Source organism: Chryseobacterium sp. DT-167, assembly GCF_058310155.1.
This window is the reverse complement of record NZ_JBZEEQ010000022.1, coordinates 1-21,372: the sequence shown is the minus strand read 5'-3', so window position 1 is coordinate 21,372 and position 21,372 is coordinate 1. Positions and strand designations below refer to the sequence as shown.

Annotated in this window: 21 protein-coding genes; 7 read left to right on the top strand and 14 right to left on the bottom strand. The window is 35.0% G+C overall.

Annotated elements, in window-relative coordinates:
- The first annotated feature begins 182 nt into the window (after positions 1 to 182).
- From AC4FQ5_RS19420 to AC4FQ5_RS19405, 4 genes are all read left to right on the top strand, one after another.
- The gene (locus AC4FQ5_RS19420; RefSeq protein WP_491146099.1) at positions 183 to 542 is read left to right on the top strand and encodes a prevent-host-death protein; all 360 of its coding nucleotides are present in this window, start codon (positions 183 to 185) and stop codon (positions 540 to 542) included.
- A 77-nt stretch (positions 543 to 619) separates the two neighbouring features.
- Positions 620 to 1,384, top strand: a complete 765-nt coding sequence (gene map, locus AC4FQ5_RS19415; protein WP_491146096.1) for a type I methionyl aminopeptidase — start codon at positions 620 to 622, stop codon at positions 1,382 to 1,384.
- A 149-nt stretch (positions 1,385 to 1,533) separates the two neighbouring features.
- Entirely contained in the window at positions 1,534 to 2,961 is a 1,428-nt protein-coding gene (locus tag AC4FQ5_RS19410; RefSeq protein WP_491146091.1) for an SDR family oxidoreductase, read from the top strand.
- A 192-nt stretch (positions 2,962 to 3,153) separates the two neighbouring features.
- Positions 3,154 to 3,495 (top strand): nuclear transport factor 2 family protein, encoded by a 342-nt coding sequence (locus AC4FQ5_RS19405; RefSeq protein ID WP_491146087.1) that lies wholly within the window; start codon positions 3,154 to 3,156, stop codon positions 3,493 to 3,495.
- A gap of 599 nt (positions 3,496 to 4,094) precedes the next feature.
- Here the strand turns inward: AC4FQ5_RS19405 and AC4FQ5_RS19400 are convergent.
- The 9 genes from AC4FQ5_RS19400 to AC4FQ5_RS19360 form a co-directional block, all read right to left on the bottom strand.
- The gene (locus tag AC4FQ5_RS19400) at positions 4,095 to 4,286 is read right to left on the bottom strand and encodes a hypothetical protein (protein ID WP_491146083.1); all 192 of its coding nucleotides are present in this window, start codon (positions 4,284 to 4,286) and stop codon (positions 4,095 to 4,097) included.
- Complete coding sequence (locus AC4FQ5_RS19395; protein ID WP_491146079.1) at positions 4,283 to 4,576, bottom strand: hypothetical protein; 294 nt, start codon at positions 4,574 to 4,576, stop codon at positions 4,283 to 4,285. Before AC4FQ5_RS19395 ends, AC4FQ5_RS19400 begins: the two co-directional genes overlap by 4 nt.
- Before the next feature lie 164 nt (positions 4,577 to 4,740).
- The gene (locus tag AC4FQ5_RS19390; protein ID WP_491146076.1) at positions 4,741 to 5,307 is read right to left on the bottom strand and encodes a DUF6707 family protein; all 567 of its coding nucleotides are present in this window, start codon (positions 5,305 to 5,307) and stop codon (positions 4,741 to 4,743) included.
- Between the two features lies 1 nt (position 5,308).
- A complete protein-coding gene (locus tag AC4FQ5_RS19385) occupies positions 5,309 to 6,922 on the bottom strand; it encodes a polymorphic toxin-type HINT domain-containing protein (RefSeq protein ID WP_491146073.1) in 1,614 nt (537 codons plus the stop codon).
- 4 nt (positions 6,923 to 6,926) lie between these two features.
- The gene (locus tag AC4FQ5_RS19380) at positions 6,927 to 7,733 is read right to left on the bottom strand and encodes a hypothetical protein (RefSeq protein ID WP_491146069.1); all 807 of its coding nucleotides are present in this window, start codon (positions 7,731 to 7,733) and stop codon (positions 6,927 to 6,929) included.
- Positions 7,734 to 7,739: 6 nt separating this feature from the next.
- Positions 7,740 to 9,923, bottom strand: coding sequence for a type VI secretion system Vgr family protein (locus AC4FQ5_RS19375; protein WP_491146065.1), 2,184 nt, complete (start codon positions 9,921 to 9,923; stop codon positions 7,740 to 7,742).
- Between the two features lie 206 nt (positions 9,924 to 10,129).
- Positions 10,130 to 10,534: a type VI secretion system tube protein TssD gene (gene tssD / locus AC4FQ5_RS19370; protein ID WP_491146061.1), complete on the bottom strand. Its 405-nt coding sequence runs from the start codon at positions 10,532 to 10,534 to the stop codon at positions 10,130 to 10,132.
- A 344-nt stretch (positions 10,535 to 10,878) separates the two neighbouring features.
- Complete coding sequence (locus AC4FQ5_RS19365) at positions 10,879 to 11,277, bottom strand: response regulator (protein WP_491146056.1); 399 nt, start codon at positions 11,275 to 11,277, stop codon at positions 10,879 to 10,881.
- A complete protein-coding gene (locus AC4FQ5_RS19360; RefSeq protein WP_491146053.1) occupies positions 11,267 to 12,820 on the bottom strand; it encodes a PAS domain-containing sensor histidine kinase in 1,554 nt (517 codons plus the stop codon). The genes AC4FQ5_RS19365 and AC4FQ5_RS19360 overlap by 11 nt, the downstream gene beginning before the upstream one ends.
- A gap of 285 nt (positions 12,821 to 13,105) precedes the next feature.
- Here AC4FQ5_RS19360 and AC4FQ5_RS19355 point away from each other — a divergent pair, with 285 nt between their 5' ends.
- Positions 13,106 to 15,235 (top strand): ATP-binding protein, encoded by a 2,130-nt coding sequence (locus AC4FQ5_RS19355; RefSeq protein ID WP_491146050.1) that lies wholly within the window; start codon positions 13,106 to 13,108, stop codon positions 15,233 to 15,235.
- Between the two features lie 145 nt (positions 15,236 to 15,380).
- The gene (locus AC4FQ5_RS19350; RefSeq protein ID WP_491146046.1) at positions 15,381 to 15,890 is read left to right on the top strand and encodes a hypothetical protein; all 510 of its coding nucleotides are present in this window, start codon (positions 15,381 to 15,383) and stop codon (positions 15,888 to 15,890) included.
- A gap of 25 nt (positions 15,891 to 15,915) precedes the next feature.
- On the opposite strand, the gene AC4FQ5_RS19345 is transcribed toward AC4FQ5_RS19350, so the two are convergent.
- The gene (locus tag AC4FQ5_RS19345) at positions 15,916 to 16,344 is read right to left on the bottom strand and encodes a hypothetical protein (protein WP_491146042.1); all 429 of its coding nucleotides are present in this window, start codon (positions 16,342 to 16,344) and stop codon (positions 15,916 to 15,918) included.
- Between the two features lie 231 nt (positions 16,345 to 16,575).
- On the opposite strand from AC4FQ5_RS19345, the gene xth reads away from it, so the two are divergent.
- On the top strand, positions 16,576 to 17,349 hold the full coding sequence (xth, locus tag AC4FQ5_RS19340) for an exodeoxyribonuclease III (protein WP_491146039.1): 774 nt from the start codon (positions 16,576 to 16,578) through the stop codon (positions 17,347 to 17,349).
- Positions 17,350 to 17,417: 68 nt separating this feature from the next.
- On the opposite strand, the gene AC4FQ5_RS19335 is transcribed toward xth, so the two are convergent.
- The 4 genes from AC4FQ5_RS19335 to AC4FQ5_RS19320 form a co-directional block, all read right to left on the bottom strand.
- Positions 17,418 to 18,875: an OmpA family protein gene (locus AC4FQ5_RS19335; RefSeq protein ID WP_491146037.1), complete on the bottom strand. Its 1,458-nt coding sequence runs from the start codon at positions 18,873 to 18,875 to the stop codon at positions 17,418 to 17,420.
- A gap of 360 nt (positions 18,876 to 19,235) precedes the next feature.
- A complete protein-coding gene (locus AC4FQ5_RS19330; RefSeq protein WP_491146035.1) occupies positions 19,236 to 19,514 on the bottom strand; it encodes a hypothetical protein in 279 nt (92 codons plus the stop codon).
- A gap of 167 nt (positions 19,515 to 19,681) precedes the next feature.
- Positions 19,682 to 20,095: a hypothetical protein gene (locus AC4FQ5_RS19325; protein ID WP_491146033.1), complete on the bottom strand. Its 414-nt coding sequence runs from the start codon at positions 20,093 to 20,095 to the stop codon at positions 19,682 to 19,684.
- 5 nt (positions 20,096 to 20,100) lie between these two features.
- A partial coding sequence (locus AC4FQ5_RS19320) for a hypothetical protein (RefSeq protein ID WP_491146032.1) occupies positions 20,101 to 21,372 on the bottom strand: 1,272 nt, incomplete at its 5' end.

The following is a 21,372-nucleotide window of genomic DNA, read 5'->3' as shown; positions in this document are numbered from 1 at the left end:
CATCCTTTTTTGTGGTGGGCGGAGCGAAGCGGAGAACAACACAAAAAAGATACAGTGGAGAGCGGGAAAAAGCTCCTGGAAAAAGCCATTATTTATAAAAAATATCCTTGAAATGTAAGAGGTACTATATATTAGTTTTGAATGTTTTCAGATTCTCCTTAAATTTGTTGAAAATTAAAATAATGAATTATAAACTTGAGCTCAATACGCAAAAGCCTGGCTCTAAAATTGTTTTTAATACCATTTTATTTGACTGGTTCAAGATTAATATTGTTGAAAGGTACATGGGAAGGATGGAAGCTAATCCGAAACTATGCGAAGTTTTATTTAAAGTGAGAACTCTTGATGATGAAATTATTAAAAGAAAAGATGGCAATTTAAGAATAAGAATTAAAGGTGAAGATTTTGAAGCCTATCAGAAATTAAGCAAAATATTAAATTCCTATGACTATAGGAATAAACTGCTCAATCGGAAAGATGCTGATCAGGAGTATGTACATTTTATATTGAGATTGGTGATTGCTAATTATGAACTGAATTAATCAGTTTCTGATAATTCCGATTAAAAACACAATTTTTCCCAGTAAAACATGACTGCAATAATGCAAAATATAAAATTATGTCTATAACAAATGAATCTGAGCTGATCGGAATGAAGAAAGTAAGCGACGCCGTTGCATACGCTCTTAAAGAAATGAAAAATCACGTCAAACCAGGCATGACCACAAAAGAGCTTGATGATTTTGGTGCAGATATTCTAAAAGATTTCGGGGCAAGATCTGCCCCTTTTCTGACTTATGGATTTCCTGGTTGCGCCTGCATAAGTGTGAATAATGAAATGTGTCACGGTATTCCATCAGAAAATAAAGTTTTGAGCGAAGGCGACCTTATTAATATAGATGTTTCTGCTGAATTGGATGGATTTTGGTCTGACAACGGAAATTCATTTGTAATAGGAAAAGATATTCATCAGCATCAGAAACTGGTAGACGCATCGAAAGAAATATTAAAGAAAGCCATAGATAATATAAAAGGTGGAGTAAAAATTGCAGATATAGGTCATCTTATAGAAAGCGAAGCCAAAAAGAAAGGTTATAAAGTGATAAAAAATCTAGGCGGTCATGGTATAGGAAAAAGTCTGCACGAAAAGCCTGAAGAACTTCTGAATTATAGAAACCGATTTGACCAAAGACGATTCAGGAAAAACTCTGTGGTCGCTATTGAAACTTTTATTACCACCTCTTCATCTTATGCCGTAGAACTGAATGACGGATGGACAATGGTTGGTGATAAAGGCGGATTCATGGCTCAACATGAGCATACGATCCTCATTACAGACGGAAAGCCTGTAATTTTAACTGAAATGAATGGAATTTGGAATTAACTAAATTTATATAACTGGTACTATAATTAATATTAAAAAACTCTTGGTACCAGATTTGTAACTCTTGTGTCAGTAAACACATTGGTACATTCCTCAATTTGAGATTAGTGCAACCAATGTAACCCATATCATCACAAAATTACTGACTCATGAAAATATTTCTCACCGGAGCTACAGGGTATATCGGAAAAAGACTTCTTATTCAGCTCCTGAGCAGCGGTCATGAAGTAACTTGCTCTGTACGTGATCAAAAACGTTTTGATCTTTCGCTTTATGAAAATTACAAGAACCAGATCAGTGTAGTTGAGCATGATTATAATGATGTTTCTACACTCTCCCCTATTAATCAGGAAACTGAAATTGCTTTTTACCTCATCCATTCGATGTCTGCCAATGCAGATTTTAGTAAAGCTGAAAAAATTTCGGCTAAAAATTTCGCAGAAACAATTGAGAAAACAAATTGTAAACAGGTCATTTATCTGACCGGAATTGTAAATGACGAGCAACTTTCAAAACATTTGCAGTCACGAAAAGATGTAGAAACAGAACTTCAGTCAGATTCATATGCATTAACCGTTTTGCGTGCCGGAATTATCATTGGATCAGGATCAGCATCATTTGAAATCATCCGTGATCTGGTAGAAAAACTGCCCATGATGATCGCACCAAAATGGCTTAAAACACTTTGTCAACCCATTGCCATCAGAAATGTAGTTGAATTCCTTACAGGAGTAATGGGGAAATCTTTTACTTACAACAGACATTTTGACATTGCAGGACCCGACATTCTTTCTTATAAAGAGATGCTACTTATTTTCGCAGAAGAAAGGAAATTAAAGAGAACAATAATCTCTGTACCGGTTCTCAGTCCGAAAATTTCTTCCTATTGGCTGTATTTTATTACTTCTACATCCTATGTTTTGGCAAAAAATCTTGTTGAAAGTATGAAAATAAATGTCGTTGCAGAGAAAAATGATCTTGCGGAAAAAATCGGTGTCAAACTTCTTTCTTATCGGGAAAGTCTGCAATTGAGTTTCGACAAAATAGAGCAAAACGATGTACTTTCAACCTGGTACGACTCATTCGGAAATTACAAATATTCTAAAAACGTCTGGAATTTTCTGGAAGTACCAACAATGGGAGTTTTTAAAGATAAAAAAGTAAGAGAAATCAAAAATGAAGAAATAACTCTTGATAAAATCTTTGGCATTGGAGGAAAAAACGGATGGTATCACGCCAATTATCTCTGGAGCCTGAGGGGAAGCATTGATAAACTTTTTGGAGGTGTAGGACTAAAAAGAGGTCGCAAAAACTCAAAATCTATCAATGCCGGAGACAGTATAGATTTTTGGAGAGTACTCTACGCAAGCAGGGAAGAAAAGAGACTTCTTCTTTTTGCCGAAATGAAAGTTCCGGGAGAAGCGTGGCTAGAATTTAAAATTACAGATGGAAAGATAATACAGGAAGCCACATTCCGCCCAGTCGGGATCTTAGGAAGGCTTTACTGGTATGCAGTACTTCCTTTTCACGGATATATTTTTAACGGAATGATCAATAAACTTGCTTACAATAAATAAAATTCATTGACCAAATTTTGGTGAAAACAAGCAAAAATGGCACACAAATTGAAAATAAAAAATTAACTATTAAAAAATCTGTTCAAGGAACTACAAATATTCTCGGCATCTGCTGAGAATATTTTTTTTTACTATTCTAAATCTGTCGGTATAAACTTTGAATCGTTTAATCAAATATTAAAACATTGCAAGATGAACAATAAAACAATTTTGGAACAGGCAAATGCTGCAATTACCGCAGGAGACTATGAGACATTTCTTACGTATTGCTCAGATGACGCAGAGTGGAATTTTGTAGGAGATCAGGAGTTAAAAGGGAAAGAAGAAATTCGCAAATATCTGAAGACCGCCTATATAGAGCCGCCTAAATTTATAGTGAAAGAGATGATTGCTGAAGGAGATTTTGTAACAGCAGTAGGCAAAATCAGCCTTAAAACTCAAATTGGCAGCTGGAAAGACTATTCTTACTGTGATGTCTGGAAATTTAAAGAGGGCAAAATGTCTGAATTGACAGCTTTTGTGATTGAGCAATAATTCGAAATCTGAATAACATTCTGAATTTGAATATATTGAACATGACATCAACAAAAATCAGCAATGCTAAGATTTAAATATATTTCACTTCAGCGCATAAAAAACCCCCGAATTTCTTCCGGGGATAAAAACTAATAACCATGAAAACTCAATTAAACATGAGTACTATATTGTATTGAAAAATTGTGCCAAAATTGAGCGTTTATAGGCTTTTAACATTATTTAATATTTTAAATTTCACTCAATTTCAAAAGCAATCTGAAAACTAAATATTTATGATTTTTAACTAATTTATTTAAAGTCATATATTTCTAAAAACTGTTAAAATTTATTTTAAACAAATTATAGTTTGATAGGAATATTCATATCTTCCATATTATTTTTTAAAGTGGTACTTATATAATTTCCTTTTTTTCTCGGAAAACATGCAGTTGCAAAAGTTCTGGGTGCTTTATTCCAATTTTCTACATCATAAGGAATTTAAACTATAATCTAAAATTAAATTATGTTCCGGGGCGAAATTCTTCAGTAAAAGAATTCATTTTCTCATCAATCAGAAATATCCATTCCTGAATTTTCCTCGGTATATGATATTGTCACTAACTTTCTTTCTTCCTTTTTTCAAACATCTCGAAAATTTTGTCAACTTCTTTAATTGTCGGGTCGTCTTTAAAAACAGCATATTTTAAATTAAACTTCTTCAAAAATGATAACGCTTCAGATGAAACATTTAATATCCGAGATTCATTAATATAAAAATCATCTTTTCCTTTTATTCCGGATATAATCATCCAGTAAAATTTTGGAACTTTTTTTTTAACTGATAATTGTTTTCAAAATATTCATCGAAAGTAAGTTTTAAATCTTCAATGCTATAGCCTGAAAATGCGGTAGTTTCCAAGTCAGATTTCAGACGTTCAGTGATAATAAAAACAGGGTAATTTTCCATCAAATCATCTCCTAACCAATCCTTTAAATTTATATGTAATTTAGTTACAACTGGAGGGGAAGCAGATGTATCAATGTTGGTATCTTCTCCCATTCCTACAATGACTTCCGGTTCAATTTTAATATATTTCACAAATAAATATTATTTTAATGGTGGATTAAACTAAGATCCGTAAAGACTATCAATAACATCAGCAAAGTCTTGAATTTCTTGTTTTGTAGGAATCACCTTCACACTTTCGTAATCTGGTATTGTTCAAAAACTAAGTAACAGTTATTCACAATTTTTTAATTGTTCTATAAAAACTCTTTCACTTTTATAATGTTTTCCGAAATTTCACTTTCTAAATTATCATTTTCAGACTTGTCTAATTCCTTGAAGGATTTAATAAAAAACAGTTCTTTTAAATACGGGATAATTGATGCTATAATTAAATTTTCATCATTCTTATTTTCAGCTTCTTCAACTTTATTTTTGTTTAATAACTGCCCCAAAAGTCTTCTCTGAAAAGCTTTCTTTTTTATTTTAATTAAGGATTCATCACTCTCATAGTCTAAGGTATCTAAAATTTTATCTTTTAACTTTTCGTTATTAAAATTATCAATGAATAACTTTAACAAGATAATTCCTTCAATCCATGTCCACTTATTGTAATCTCCATCAAATTTCACTTGGGGTAAGATATCAAAAATTTGTTCCATCGAATTTAAATCTCCTATGAAATAATAGCTGTAAGCTGCCATCATTAGATTTTTTAAAGTTTCCGGGTCGTTTAAATCTGTCTTTTCAAAATTTTGAAATATGTCAATAAAAGGCTTTCTATTTTCAAATGTATGCCTAATCTTTTCAAAAATATTTTCCATATTAATCTGTAATTATTATTTTAACTATTGTTCCGTCGGGATATTTTCTTAATCCATTTCCAATAGCACTTCCTGCACCTCTGTTGTCTGATGGATTTATATATCTTACACTTGCACCATTACCTCCCTCAGTAAACATGGCCATTGGCCATTCATCTCTGTCAAACCCTGATTTTGTCGGAATTCCATCTAATGATGCAGCTCTGTTCGCATCAGCCATTGTTCTGTCAATCGTTATTAAATCAGGATGACCATTTTTTATAGCTTCCTCGATATGTGCTGCAGTTTCAGGATAATCAGACTTACTTATGCTAATTTCTAAATCGTGAGTTAACTCGTCAACTTCTCTAACAGTAGCTTTCGGTTTATACCCATTATGCACCAAAATTCCATCTTCAGTCACATAGTAATTCTCATTACCTTCAATATCAAAATTATAAACTTTTTCGTAATGAGGCAAGGTTTCTATACTGATAACTGTCGTATAATCTCCGCCTTTTAAGTGTAGCAGATCTCCGGCTTTCAGATTTCCGGCTTCTATCCATTCATCATTGCAGAAAAATCGGTGCTCCGGAGTAACACGAACGAATTCTCCTGTCGGCAATTCGATTGAAAGCATTTGCTGCGTAAATCTCTCGTGTTTCGTAAGAATGGTTTTATATTCCTGTTGTTTAGTTTCCTCATTATAAGTAAGTACAAAATCTCCTTCAAACAAATCTTCAATATTTGCCAATCCGTTTTGGGTATGAATCTTCGTTCCGGCAGGAAAACAAACTAATGTTGCACCTTTTGCAGCAAAAATACCCAATATAAGACTTACACCACTTTCCTGTAATTTTTCAATGGCAGTTTTATCACTGCTCCATATGTTGTACTGATCATAGTAAGCTCCGCCAATTCCCAGTCCACGCATGGTTTTACATAATAAGGAAGCATTTTTAAATCCTTTAAAAGTAAACTGTTCTATTAATTCTTTTCGCGCTGTATTTACAAACTGTTTACCAAATTCACGACCAAAAGTAGCAGCTGTTTGTCGTATTCCGGTTGCTCCGGCAGCTGTAGTTGCTCCGGCTGCACCGCCCACCATTCCTACTGCGCCACGTCCTGCAAGAAATCCAAATGCAAAATTGGCGACGTGACCAAGATTGGTCAATGCAGCGCTTCCCCAAGCTTCCCATGCAGTTTCTTTTGGCGTAATGGTTCCTCCTTCTGCAGGACAAACCATAATTGAGGATAATGTAAGAGCCTTTTTGTTTTCTATTGAAAATTTCTGTGCAGTATTTGTCCATTTTCTAGTCGCTGCCGCAGCCTTACATTTTAAGGCTCCTATGGCAACTGCAGCCAAAATAGCTGCAGCAATAATAGCAGCAACAAGCCATCCCGGACCTGGAATCATGGCACAGATTCCGACAGCAATTCCAGCTACGGCTCCTGCGATAAATGCCGTTTTTCCGAGGCAAATAAAATTGTTGCCTTTAAGTGTATCGAGTTCCGTTGCAGCTTTATCACCGCTGAAGGTTACAAAATTTTGGCTTGTAACTTTCATCTTTTTCGGAGCTACTCCTTTATCACAAACGACATAGTGCTTTTCTGTAAGATATTGTTCATCAGCCATACTGTTAGAATTCTAAGTGAGTATCCATATAACAGTGATAATAGAAAAACTCACCAAGCTGCTCTGTGATTGTAAAGTCAGACTTTAGCAAGATTCTGTCATCATATAAGTACTTTCCTTTTACTTTGTAATCGGGGTGCATATAGTTATCTTTTGCAAACTCCCGTAACCTTCGGATCATTTTATCATCTCTGATCATCATTCCTTCAACATTCCATTCGCTTAATTGCTGCTCAGTAAGCTTTTCTGTAACTGAAATATTTACAGGAACTACAACACCAGAACCGAATCTGTCCATATCTTCTCTTTTCAGATAGCTTTTGCTTCCTTCCGCCAAAGGCTCTTTTCCGAAAATGTAGAAGAACTGATAGAGAAAATGAATGTATCTGATGCTTTTGATTTCCATTTCTTCATTGGTAAGCTCATATTCTTTTGCTCTGATAATTTCATAAGCCTCGATGGGATGAGAATTGGTTAACCAATCTTTTACTTCTTTCCATTTATCCCGGATTGCATCTTTATTATAAATTTTAGCGATTTCACCTTTTCTATTAACACCGACTTCAAGTGTACTGTAAATGCTACACACTTTATTGGTCATTTCGGTGATTTGTACAATGAGAGGATCTTCGTACATTTCCAGATTATATTCGTGCTCTGTAATTTCAAAAATGTGGAAATCTTCATCCGGATCTTTTCCTTTATAAGTAACTGATGTTTTAATATTTATTTTATAATTACTGTCTAAACTGTGCACTTTTGTTCTGCCGGTTATATCGGTATTATAGAGATATTCTTTTCCTATTTCCATCAGAATTTACTTATTTATGTTGACTTTGCTTCCATTGATCTGCACTTCAGAGCTGCCTGTAATTTTTACGTTTTTCCCACCAACTGTAGTTTCATTGGTAGCTGAAAGATTAATGGTTTGTGTCGCATCAACTTTTATTTCTTTACCGTTGATTGTGATTTTGCCCTCTTTATCAATGACAATGGTACTTGCCCCAACAATAATTTTAAATTCTGTCGTCGCCGTAAGAGAAACTTTTCCTGATTTATCCATTTGAAGAATTGAGGCTTCACCCACATTGATCATGTTTGTATTTCCTGCTTTTATGGTATTATCATTGGTTACATTGACCGAATTATTGTTTCCTACTGTAACAGTTTTATCGTTATTGGTATTCGTTGTAGCATTTCCGGCTCCGTCAAATTTCATGTTTGCACCGCCTTGATCTGTTAGAAACACAGAACCAGCACCATCATCCAGTTCAAGTTTATTTCCGCTTCGGCTGCTTAGACTTTTAATATTATTTCCTGTTCCACCTCCACCTCCGACTTGTCCGTGGAACATTCCTCCCATAACGAAAGGTCTGTCCGGATGTTGATGTGCAAAATTGACTACCACCTGATCTCCCACTTCAGGAATTGCCATAAAGCCACGGTTTTTGCTCACCTTATCACTCCCTCCTGCATCGGGAGTCATTACTCTGATAAATTCAGAAGTGTCCTGACCGCTTTGCCAGTCAAATTGTACCTGTACCCGACCCTGATTTAAAGGATCTGTATTAGATATTACTTTTGCAAATTGTGCATCTGCTTTAGGATTTTCAAATTCAGGACGGGGAATATAACCGCAATCGGCTGCAATGGCTTCAAAATCCCCTGTATAATAACCTCTCGCATCTACAACATGGTTTACTTCGGTAATCATTAATTTAGTAAAATAAGACGTTTGATTGGTATCAGTTTGTCTCATTTCTATATCTGCCGCACAACCCGGATATAGAAAAGGAACGGTCGTTGTTCCTGAAGTGATGAAAACTTGTGATGCCTTGCTTCCTGCTGTTCCTTTTTGGGATGCATCAACATCTAAAAACGAAGATGCTTTTATAGGAGCTACCCTTAATGAAGGCGTTGTAAATGTTTTTTCTGAAATTTCGTAAGCTCTTTTAGCAATATCTGAGCTGTGAGTAATTTTGGAGCTTCCTGTGGTCAGTTTTTCATTTTTACTGCTGTTGTAACCATAGAATGTAGGATTGACATGTTGCGCTTTCATTTTAATTTTAACATCATTCACGCTGCTTCCGTACGTCAATTTTACGGGGTTTTCCGAAGGTGGAAGTTTGCCGAAATGAAGAACCTCACCGTCATAAAAAAACTGCTCGCCATAAGCTTCGGCGATTCTTGCCAGATAATTATAATGAGTTTCTTCATATTGCGAGCTGTAAGAGACATTTCCGTGATTTGCATCAACTCTGAAATCAAATTTGCTTCCGCCTAAGCCTTCTTTAATTACCTGATCTGCAATACTGTTTAGGCTGATTTCCTGTGCACCGCCAAAACTCTGGATATGTGGAGCAGCATCTAAAAGTACAGTCGGACTAAAACCTGTAAGGACAATATTTCCCAGACTGCCTTTTTCCTGACTGAAACCGACTTCCGTAATCACGCCCACGAAATTTCTCTCGGGACCATCGATCACATCTTTATATTTAAAAACAACGGTGAGTCTTTTGCCTAAAAAATTCTGTGTTTCTTCTAAATTATGATTTTCTGCATTTCCTAAGCTGTCATAAGCCAAGATCAGGCTGAAATGATGATGTCTAACTGCACTTTGGCTCAACTCAAAATGTTTAAAATGCCTGATCACCTTGCCGTCAACTACAATCTCAAGTTTTACAACTCTGTTGATTCCTAAAACCTGGCTGGAAGATATGGCCTCAGCATTATGAATTTTAGAAGTAGGCTGTTTCGACCAGACTTTGCCTTCAGAAGTTATAGCATCGTTTGCATGGAGATTCTGATTCATAAACATCCCCGAAACACTTTGTGCAGATCCCGAAAATGGTTGTATTCGATATTTTTTTTCACCAATCTTTTCGATATTTGCATCAGCTTTCTGTAATGCGTCTGCAGATTCTTCCGGATTCCGGGAAGCTTCAGTATTTTTTACACTCCTAAGAGTTTCCGGTTTTGATGATTTATTATCCTGAAACATGGCTTCGTATTTTTTGATTTATACCTCTGCGTTTATTCTCAGAAAGAGATGGTGATTACATATAACAGATTGTCTGTTCTGATAATCCCTGAAAAGTTTTATACAATTAGGTGTATAAAAACTTTACCGTATTCAAAAAACAGAATAGCCTACTTTTTGGAAGTATGCTACTCTGTAAACTCGATTTTTCAAAATTGGTCTGAAATTTATACTCCCGGCCAAAGACCTTTGTACTCAGAATTTCCGTAGTTGATGGTCTCTGCGCTGACTACAAAACTGATCAGCATAGAATTTTCATCCACTGCATCAAAATCTACTTCGTGCTGAATAACATATCCGTTTTCCCAGTTTAAAGTGATCAGAGTGCCTTCTTCGTGAGATTTGTTAAAAGTAATCTCGCCGGTTGTAGGTTTGTACTTACCATTTAATAGAGATTCAAGGATTTCAGATTTTTCTGTAGCCTCAATAGTAAGTTTAATAAGTGCATTTGAAGGGTCTGAAGCTACACGTCCCGAAACGTCTGTAGATCTTGATACGCTGTAATTCAGCTTTAATAATTTTTGCCCTTCGCTACCGTTGAATTTTAAGATTCCTCTTGAATTTACTGCCATAATGTGAATTTTTAAATATTAATTATTTTGTAAGTGATTGATTTGTATACCTCAAAGATATACAGTGATTTGATATTAAATAAAAATAAACCAGATTATTTCACATTTTGTAGTAATTCTACGATTTGATGTAGTAATTCTACGATGCAGCTTTTTAGAACGAAAATATTGAAACAGGAAGCTATAGGAAATAGTCTCTGAAAATATAGAAAAAGCCTTAGTTTTATTAAACTAAGGCTTTTTGCTAATATGGTGTTAACAAGTAATATATCTGGAAATACGTTTAGATATTACTTAATGAATTGAGTAAAATTATTAATACAAAATATTTAAATTACGATGCTTTATCTTGATGCTTCAAAAACGCTGTCAATATCAGAATTTGACAGCAATCCTCTGATTTTTATAATCAGATCATCCATATCAAAAGGTTTGGGAACAAAATCTGTTGCTCCTGCACCGTTCGCAATACTGCTTCCATCTACACTTGCAGAAAGTACGATCACCGGAAGATGTTCAAATTCCTCGGTGGTTCGTAATGCTTTTAAAACCTGATCTCCTGATAACACAGGCATCCACAGATCTAGAAGTAAAAGATCAGGCAAATTGATTTTCATTTCTTTTATAAGATTTGTACTGTTGATCTCGGTAATCACGTCAAAGCCTTCTGACTCCAGAAGCATCTGCAATACATCTAGAATTCCCTGATCATCATCACAGACCATTATTTTTTTATTTTCCATTATTATCAACTTTCATTATTGGTAATGTGAAGCTAAAGGTTGATCCTTTACCTATTTCGCTCTCCACCCATAGTGAGCCTTTGTGGTTGGCAATTATTTCGTGAGAAATATAAAGACCTATTCCCAAACCGGGAAATTTTTTTTGTATATCTCTCGCCCTGAAGAATCTTTCAAAAATCTTTGTCTTATCCTGTGGGCTTATTCCCATTCCGTAATCTCTCACAGAAACTTTTACGAAACTCCCTACTCTACTAATATGTACATCTACTTTTTCTGCGCCGGGGGAATATTTGATGGCATTTGAAATTAAATTATTGATCACCTGCGATACCTGTAATTCATCACCCAGAATGACAGCATTTGCATTTCCCGTCAGTACAACTTTATAGTCAGGTGTTGCTATTGCAAGGCTTTCTACGGTATCTTTTATTGTTTTATCAATATTAAATGGCTCATTGTGCAATTCTATATTGCCAGACTGTATTTTGGAAGTATCCAGAAGTTCTGTGATCAGATTATTAAGCCTGTCTACATAATTTCCTACTTTGCTTAAAGTTGACAGATATTTTTCTGAAGCTCCATCGGGCGGCATCCTCTGGAGAAGCTGCACCAGACCTTTTATAGTAGTCAAAGGAGTTTTGAGCTCATGACTGGCAATAGAAAGAAAATCATCTTTGCGGCGATCTATCTCTGTTTTATCGGTAATATCTTCTATGGCAATCAAAATCCTGTCTTTATACTGACCTTCAAATTCTACCCTGTAAGCATTCAGCAACATGATCTTTTTCCCGATGTGAGGAAAGTCATGTTCTACTTCAAAGTCAATAACGGGATTGTTGGTAGGAAGAATTTTGATTAAAAGTTCTTTCAATGCTTCAATATCCCACTGGTGATTTCCTAACTCAAATAATAAGGTACCCACTGTATCTTCTGCGGAAACTTTGAATGTGTTTAAAAAATGAGTATTTGCGCTCATTACAACAAAATTGGCATCCAATACCAAGAGGCTTTCTCTTACAGTATGAATAATACTTGAAAGAAAAGCCTGATTATCCAAAAGTTCCTGGGTCCGTATCTGTATTTTTCTTTCTACAGATGCTTTTTCTTCCCTAAGATCGTATTCTACTTTTTTGCGGTCGGTAATATCATTTTGAACACCTATAAAATGTGTAATCTCTCCGGCATCATTTTGTACAGGAGACACAAAGAGCTCGTTCCAGAAAAGCTTACCGTTTTTCCGGTAATTTCTAATTTCCACTCTGCATTCTTTTCCATTTTCTATACACTCTTTCAGAATACTTCTTTCAGGCTGTGCACGATCCTGAGACTGCAAAAAACGGCAGTTGTGACCTATTATTTCGTTATGATGGTAGCCTGTAATCGTCTCAAACGCTTTGTTGCAATAGATAATAGGATTATCAGGCTGAGTATTATCAGTAATGATAATCCCTGAATTTGCGGAATTGAGCGCCTTAAGATAAATGTCGATACTATTTTCTAAGTTGCCGTATGACCCATTTGGAGCCTCATTTGATGTTTCCAATTCTAAGCAGTTTAATTAAAACAATAATGCAATAATAGCAGAAATTTATAATTTATTCAACTATTTTTTGATGAAGATAACTTCTACTATCCAAATATTATGCCCATAGTTTAAACAAAATCACAATTTTTATATTAATCTTATCTGTCATGCTGCATTTAATTTTTTTTAAAGAAAAACCATTTATTTAGACTTAATTGAAATTAAATTTAAGGTTTAGCAAGGAATTTGCTTACACCATGATCAATCGTCTACCATTACAAAAGTGTTAAAAGACGGTCAATTATGATTGAAAATACCTTTGGAAGAAACATCGTTCCCGAAAATGACACAGAACGCATCGAAGTTTTAAAACGATACAAAATCACCAATACTCCCTCAGAAGAAAGTTTCGACGGTATAGCAAAACTTGCTACGCAGATATTCAATGTCCCTATTTCTCTTCTTTCTCTGGTAGATGCCGAATCTGTATTTTTCAAAGCCAATATTGGGATGGGAACCGTAAAAGAAGCCAATCGAGGCAAAAGCCTTTGTGCTCTGGCAATACTTGATCATGAAGTTACCGTTTTTGAAGACGCTTTGAAAGAACCCTGCCTTATATCTAATCCCAATGTAATGGGCGATTTTGGCTTAAGGTTTTACGCAGGCGCTCCTTTAGTTACGCATGATGGCTTTTTAATTGGAACTCTCTGTATTATTGATAAAAAAAAGAGAGAATTTAGTCAGTCAGACAGAGAAATTCTCGAAGGTCTTGCAAAAACTGCGATGGAACAGATAGAATTGAGAAGATCATCGCTGGATACGATTGATGAATTAAAGAAATCAAATCTTCAGTTAACAAATACTGAGCTTGATCTGAAATCTGCCATTGAAGAACTTGCCACCATCAATGAAGAACTGGAAGCAACAAATGAAGAACTACATACCGCAAATGAAAATGTAAGCAAGTCATATGATTTGACGGTAACTCTTAATAAAAATTTACAAAACAGCGAGTTACGGCTAAAATCATTTATCAGCAAAGCACCCATCGCATTTGGGATTTTATCCGGTGAAGATCTTATGATAGAGGTAGCAAATGATATGATTCTTAAAGTCTGGGGCAAAGACAAAAAGGTTATTGGCAAACCCATCGAAGAAGCCTTACCAGAGCTGAAAGGACAACCGTACATTCCTATTCTGAAAAATGTTTTTAAAACCGGCATCACTTTTATTGGTGATACCGCCCATGTAAAACTTGATTTTGAAGGAAATCTGAGAGACTCTTATTTTGATTTTATCTATGAACCTTTGAAAGATGATAAAGGAAAAACGATCTCAATCATCGTAATTGCCAATGAGGTTACAGACAGGATCTTAAAAAAACAAGAGCTGGAAACTCTGAATCAGCAAATGGAAATCGCACTGCATGCTGGTCAGCTGGGTTCCTATAATCTAAATTTATCAAGCGGCGAGATCAGTTCTTCCGATCAGTGCAAAGCAAATTACGGCTTGGCAAATGATTCTATATTTAATTTTGATAATTTGATGGAAATCGTTGTTCCTGAATATAGAAAGGTTTTAAGAGAGAAAATCAATCAGTCAATCGAAAACGGAACTGCATTGCATGCAGAATATCTTGTAAAATGGCCCGATGAATCATTACATTGGATCAACGCTGCCGGAATTCCCAATTTTGATCAAAACGGAAATGCAACCCATATGATTGGCGTAACTGTAGATATAACCAAAAGAAAAAACTACGAAACCCAGAAAGATGATTTTCTGAGCATCGCAAGTCATGAGCTGAAAACGCCCATTACAAGTCTCAAAGCAAGTATACAGCTGCTTACAAGGCTGAAAGATAAGCCGACTCACGAGATGATCCCAAAACTGATTGATCAGTCGGCAAAAAGTCTTGACAGACTGAGTAATCTTGTTGACGAACTCCTGAATTTAAACAGATTAAGCGGTGGCAACCTTGAACTTACAAAAGAAGTCTTTACCGTTTCAGAAATGCTTAACGCGTGTTGTGACGACGTGAGAATTGCAGGAAAGCATCATCTCATCCTTAAAGGAGACCTTGATGCAACCATCTTTGCAGACTTGCAGCGCATTGACCAGGTGGTAGTAAACTTCGTAAACAATGCTGTAAAATATGCTCCGCTATCTGAAGAAATTCATTTGACTGTAGAAAAATTAGAAAATAGTGTAAAAGTAAGTGTAACAGATTTCGGTGACGGAATCGATCCCGAAATACAGCCATTTCTTTTTGACAGATACTTCCGAGCCAACCACAACGGTAAAAAATATTCCGGGTTAGGACTTGGTCTGTATATTTCATCTGAAATTATTAAACGTCACGGAGGCGAAATTGGCGTCGACAGCTCAGTGGGTGAAGGCAGCAGTTTCTGGTTTACAATACCGTCAAACTAAATCAGAATCTTATCTGATTATTTTTCAGGGTTTATAATTTTGTTTTTCAATAATGAACAGGCTAAATAATATTATATTTTGTGAAATTTTAAAATTATTTCATCATTGTAAACTGTATATTTGCGAAAAATTATTTTAAAAAAGATTGAACGATATCAATATGCAGAATTTTGATTTTCACAGACTGATACCAATGACCAGCTTTGTGATCGACTACTATTCACACGAAGGATATGCCGATCTGCAGACTTTGAAACTGATGAAAAACTACGCAAGTTTTCTTAAACAGCCGTTGTCATTAAGAATGTTTGTACCAACCGATATCAATGGTGAGCTTATAAAAGAGCCCGAAGATTACCAAATCTGGAAAGAAGCAAATACCAAAACCAGAAAGGATACCTTTACTGAACTACAGATTGAACAATTTAAACAATACGAAAAGTCTAAAAAAAAGCTTTTGTTTGAAGGTTTTAAGGTCGCATACAACGGATATTCGGTCGTAAGAATTGTAGCAACATATGATGATTCTATAGAATTGTCTTTTAAGAAAGATAATTTAAATACCCAGACTCCCGCTGATGTAGAATCTCTTACCCAATTTAATGTGATCTATCTCAGCCCGGCTTCGTTGAAACTCATAGGTATCAGTAAGTAAAAAGTTGAATTTTAAAAGATTTTTTTTACCTCACAGAGCTTCCTGAATGTTTTCTTGCAGAACCCAATCCGTGAAAATTCTGGTACGTATGATAAAGATCCTGAAAATAGAGATCATATTCCATCTCAATATAATCTGACGTGAAATAAACATTTTCCGATTTTGCAGGAGTTGCAATATGGTTTGACTTCACCATTTTTTTTGTTTTGTTGCAATGGCAATACCTGCGGTCTTTTATTCTGTGAATTGCTAAATCTAAAATTTTTACATCAATCTCCTGATATTGAGTTTTTGCTTCAAAAGTTTTCTGATCAAAAGTAAACCACGGTTCACCGTGATAAAAAAACTGGTCAACAATTTCAGGATGATCATGATCATTTTTATCAACCGGAGTTGCCGTACAATATCCGTTACAATTTGTGCAAAAAGCTACTTTTATAGAAATCGACTTCATATTCTTTTGATTTTGGATTGTACTTTTATATATCAGAAGTTGTGCCACAAAAAGCTTCAGTAAAGAGAAACAGAGATAAAATATTTATTTCTGCAACAAATTTTAGAGACAATCATTACAAATGAGAATTTTGTAAAAAAGAATTGTTTAAAGTTTAATTAAAATAGGTTTTACTGATGGAATAATCTTTGTCGGATATTATTTAATCAATTTAATTTTAAATTTTGGTCTATGAAAATTGCAACTTATAATGTAAATGGAGTCAATGGTCGCTTACCTGTTCTGTTGCGATGGCTTAAGGAAGCAAAACCTGATATTGTATGCCTTCAGGAGCTAAAATGTCCGCAGGAAAAATTCCCAGTTGAAGAAATCAGAAAAGCCGGTTACAATGCAATATGGAAAGGACAAAAAAGCTGGAACGGCGTTGCAATTCTTGCAAAGGGGTACAAAATAACAGAAGTTCAGAATACACTTCCCGGAGCATCACATGATATACAGAGCCGTTATATTGAGGCAATTATTGATCAAATGGTTATTTGCTGTCTTTATCTTCCCAACGGAAATCCTTATCCGGGACCCAAATTTGATTACAAACTTTCGTGGATCAAGCGTTTTAAAAGACGAACCAACCAACTCATTAAAATGGAACTGCCGGCAATTCTCATTGGAGATTTCAATATTATTCCTGAAGAAAAAGATGTATATAAACCTGAAAAATGGAAGAATGATGCTCTTTTCCGGACAGAAGTGAGAAAAACCTACAAAGAATTACAAAAAAAAGGCTGGGTAGATTCTCTTCGTACCTTATATCCTGATGAAACAATTTATACTTTTTGGGATTATCTTTATAAATCTTATGAAAGAAATGCCGGAATCCGTCTAGATCACATATTACTAAGTCCATACCTTGCAGATTCGCTTGCCAATGCAGGAGTTGATAAAGATGTGAGAGGATGGGAAAAAAGTAGTGATCATGCCCCTGTATGGGTTGAATTAAACAAATAATCTTTATATATAAATAAAAAAAGTCATACCTGCGTATGACTTTTTTGTGATAATTTATTTTGAACTAATTATTTTGCTTCAAAGTAAACTCTTCTGTTTGCTCTGTTTTTCCATTCAGGGCATTTGGTTGCAGGATCACATTCAGGATATTTAAGGTCTTTTTTACCTCTACCCATTGCATCTAATTTTGTAGATTCTACACCATTTTTGATCAGATAATCTTTCACGCTGTTGGCTCTTCTGTCAGATAGTTTCTGGTTGTATTCTTCAGAACCTCTTGTATCTGTAGCTCCAATTACTGTATAAGAACCGTTTGAAGAGTTGATATAATTTACAGCATTATTAAGAACCGGTGTATTTGAAGGTAAAATTCTGTCTGAATTCAAATCAAATTCAATTCCGTCTAATTTTGTTTCTGCTTCTGTTACAGTTCCCGAATTAGTTGGAGTTGTAGGACAGCCGTTGTTTTCTACAGGTCCCGGAACCGTTACACATTTGTCATAAAGGTCGATTACACCGTCCATATCAACGTCTAAAGCAACACCAGAACCATCAACTCTTGCTCCTGTAGGTGTATCAAGCTGTCTGTCCCAATCGTCGCAAACGCCATCATTGTCAGCATCTCCTTTTTTACAAACTTCAACATCCATATTCTTTTCTGCCAAAACATCAAGTTTATAATAAATTTCCTGCAAAGGATCATGCCACATCAGGTGAGAATCATGCTTTCCTAATTTTACTGAAAGACCAAGCGTTGCATTAAAGAAGTTATCTGAAACCTGATCTTCTCTTCTGTTGATCGCACTGTACTGCTCACCACCACCATCAAACTGATCATCTGTGGTTACCACATACATTACTCTACCTTCAAGATCAAGTCTGTTGTTGATTTTATATTTTAAACCGGCTCCTGCCTGTCCGAAGAATGATTGAGATTTGAAAGGTTTGATCTCAGTCATTAATCTCTGTCCGGAATCATCTTTCAAGTATGCTCTGTATGTCATTGCACCTACACCAGCGTAACCATGTAATGCCCATCTGTAAGGAGATTTGTTGTCAACGCGTCTCATTAAGTTAGAGAAATTAATATCTCCTAAAATTGAAATCGCATCATATTGTGTTCTTGCACCCTGCTGACCATTTGCTGCGGCATTTGCCGGTGCAGCATCTTTGGTATTAAACCAACCCTGTCTCGTTTCTCCACGGTCGTACTGAAGATTAAGCCCAAAAGCATGGGTAATCGCTTTATCAATACTTACATAAGCCGAGTAACCGATAAGGTTTTTTCCGTTTCCGTTTTTAATGGATGTCAAATCTGCAGACTGTACCAAAGGAATACCACCCCCGAAGGATACTGACCAATCGTTAAATCTCTTAGAAGACTGTGTAAACTTACTCACATTGGCAGATCCTGAGCTGAAAGTATTCGGATACTCTCCGCTTGATACTACTTGTAGACTGTCTTGAGCAAAAGCCGTCGCGGGCAAAGATAATGCTAAAGAGAAAATTGCTAAACTTAATCTCATATTTTAAATTTTAAAAGTTAATTATTTGACTTAAATGTAAACCAATATGATTTACCTGATACGCATCCCTAAGAACCGATCTGTTCAAAAGTGCATGCAGCATGAAAATTTCGTACGTGCATTTCTGTACACAATTACTGTACCAAAAGGAACATCCGCAGGAGATTTCAAAGAAACTTTTAAACAAAAAATAAGAAAAAGAATAAATAAAAACTATCGATTGTGTATAATAGGAAATTTATAACTATCTAACACTAAGAAACTTTCTGTGAAATTAAAATCATTAATAAAACTTGCCAAGAAAAATTAAAAAAAATATTAAATAAAATTAATATGGAATGTATTTAAACAATTTTTTGCCTATTCCATCACGTATTTGATTTTCATCTTAGCGCAATTGTAAGCATTTTTTGCCTCATTGTAATTTATTTTAAGTGAAATTTCAAATCCGTTACTCAGAAAAAAGGTTATGTGACCTTCATTATTAAAAGCAAGAAAACAAATATGTTCAGAATCAAGAATTACAGGTGCTCCCAAAGTCTTGGCACCCTCTGCAGAGTTTGGGCGTCTCATAGACTGCACACATGACGGATAGATTATTATAAGACCCTCAACTGTTGTTTCGAGTTTAGCTTTCATAAAATATTATTTGGTGAAATGAGATATTTCTCAGAATTTTTAATCAGTTTGCTAATATATAACTTTTGAGATTTTAGAATTCTATTTGTTTAAAAATAATCTAAAACTGTAGATAGTATGACAAACTCATTAACTAATATCTCTTAATATAATTCAATTAAATACTGTCACTTCTCTTTTATTATTTTTCCCGTACCTAATCTCAACTTTTTAATTATAAAATATACCGGAATGATGCATAGTGTACAAGTAAGTAATGATTTTAAGAGGACTACTTTTAAAATTTCGGTATCTGAAAATGTAGACCAGCATGCATGCCGGTTAATAAATTCATATCTATTGATTATCAGCCAAAATATCAATAAAGATACAGAAATAATATAATCTGTTGCTTTCTTATTGATTAATCCTAAGAGAAAGACGATTACAAATTGGATTGGCATAAAAAATAAAATCCCGTCAAATAACGAACTGGTTCCGTCTGAACAGGATACTCCGTCCGGTAGAAATAATGACATCTGTATTCCTCCGATAAAAGCACAAACCAGACTGACAATCAAAGATTTTTTTATTGTATTCATAAATTTTATTGAGGATTATATTTATCATACGTGGCGGGTACGCCAATAGGCCATGTTCCTGCCTTTACATCTAAATAGGCACCATCAGGATTCCAGATTGCTTTATCTATTTTCACTTCCTTTTTTCGGTATTTATTAAATTCTGACATATCTTTAGGATCACTTCCAAGAGCATCTTTCATATCAGTTTTAAAATTTTCCCATCCGGAATCTCCTGCATCATTATCAGAAGCATAAGTATCTCTGTGGGTCTGCGTTCCCCATGCATCTTCGTAGAGTGATCTCCGCATATACGCATACACTGTAATTTTTCCAGTATTAGCCATTTTTTGAGCCAAGCTATTTTCTTTTTTAGGATTGCTTGCCGTTTCGGAACTCACACCTATTCCTGTACGGCAGGCATAAGAATAAAATGTTGTAGTATTTTTATCCAAAAATACTTCTGTTTTTATTTGAGAAAAAGAGGTATGGTCAAGCTCTTGGTTATTGGCATTCTTACCTTCATATCCGAAGGCGATTACTCCTTCGTTACTATCTTTACGCACGTACCCGTGAGAATAAGCATAAATCTCTCTTACCTTTCGGGTTTTATCAATAGCTGTACTGTTCCGATTTCCGGAATTGATAATATTGATAACATCTGAAATTGTCGTTACCCTGATAACAGCAGCCTTTTTATTATGGAGCAGCACAGCATCTGTAATTGCAGACAACTGCGATTCTGAATAGCCGTCAGTAAATAAAGCAACTTTTAAAAACGGATAATGGGCATATTTTGTCCTTATTTTTCTTACCGCCTGACCTCCGAACATTAATTTATTTGCAATATTTGTTGAGTGCTGTTCTGTACCTATAATAATGATAATTTCTTCTCTCGTGAGATCAGCAGTTACACTTACATTCTCTGTAGGAGTTTTAAAAAAAGCATATAGTCTCAGTTTAGAAGCAGTGTTACTTTCTAAAACTTTATGCACAATTTCTTTATATCCTTTTCCTGAAACGCTCGCAATATTCTTTATTTTTTCATCATCATACTTTACTCCCCACCTTAAATTCTGCAGTTCTTGAGAGCTTGGTTCTCTGTTAAATTTTGTAGCTTTATAACTGTACCATTTGTTTTTTTCTACTATTTTAACTTTTTTATTATTTTCATCAAACGGACCTTCAACTTTAATGACTTTTAACGTTTCTTTTTTTGGCTGATTCCCATCATGATTCACCCCACCCCCTTTACCATTCTGCACCTGTCTTCCTCCTGCAACATTTCTGGTAAACTT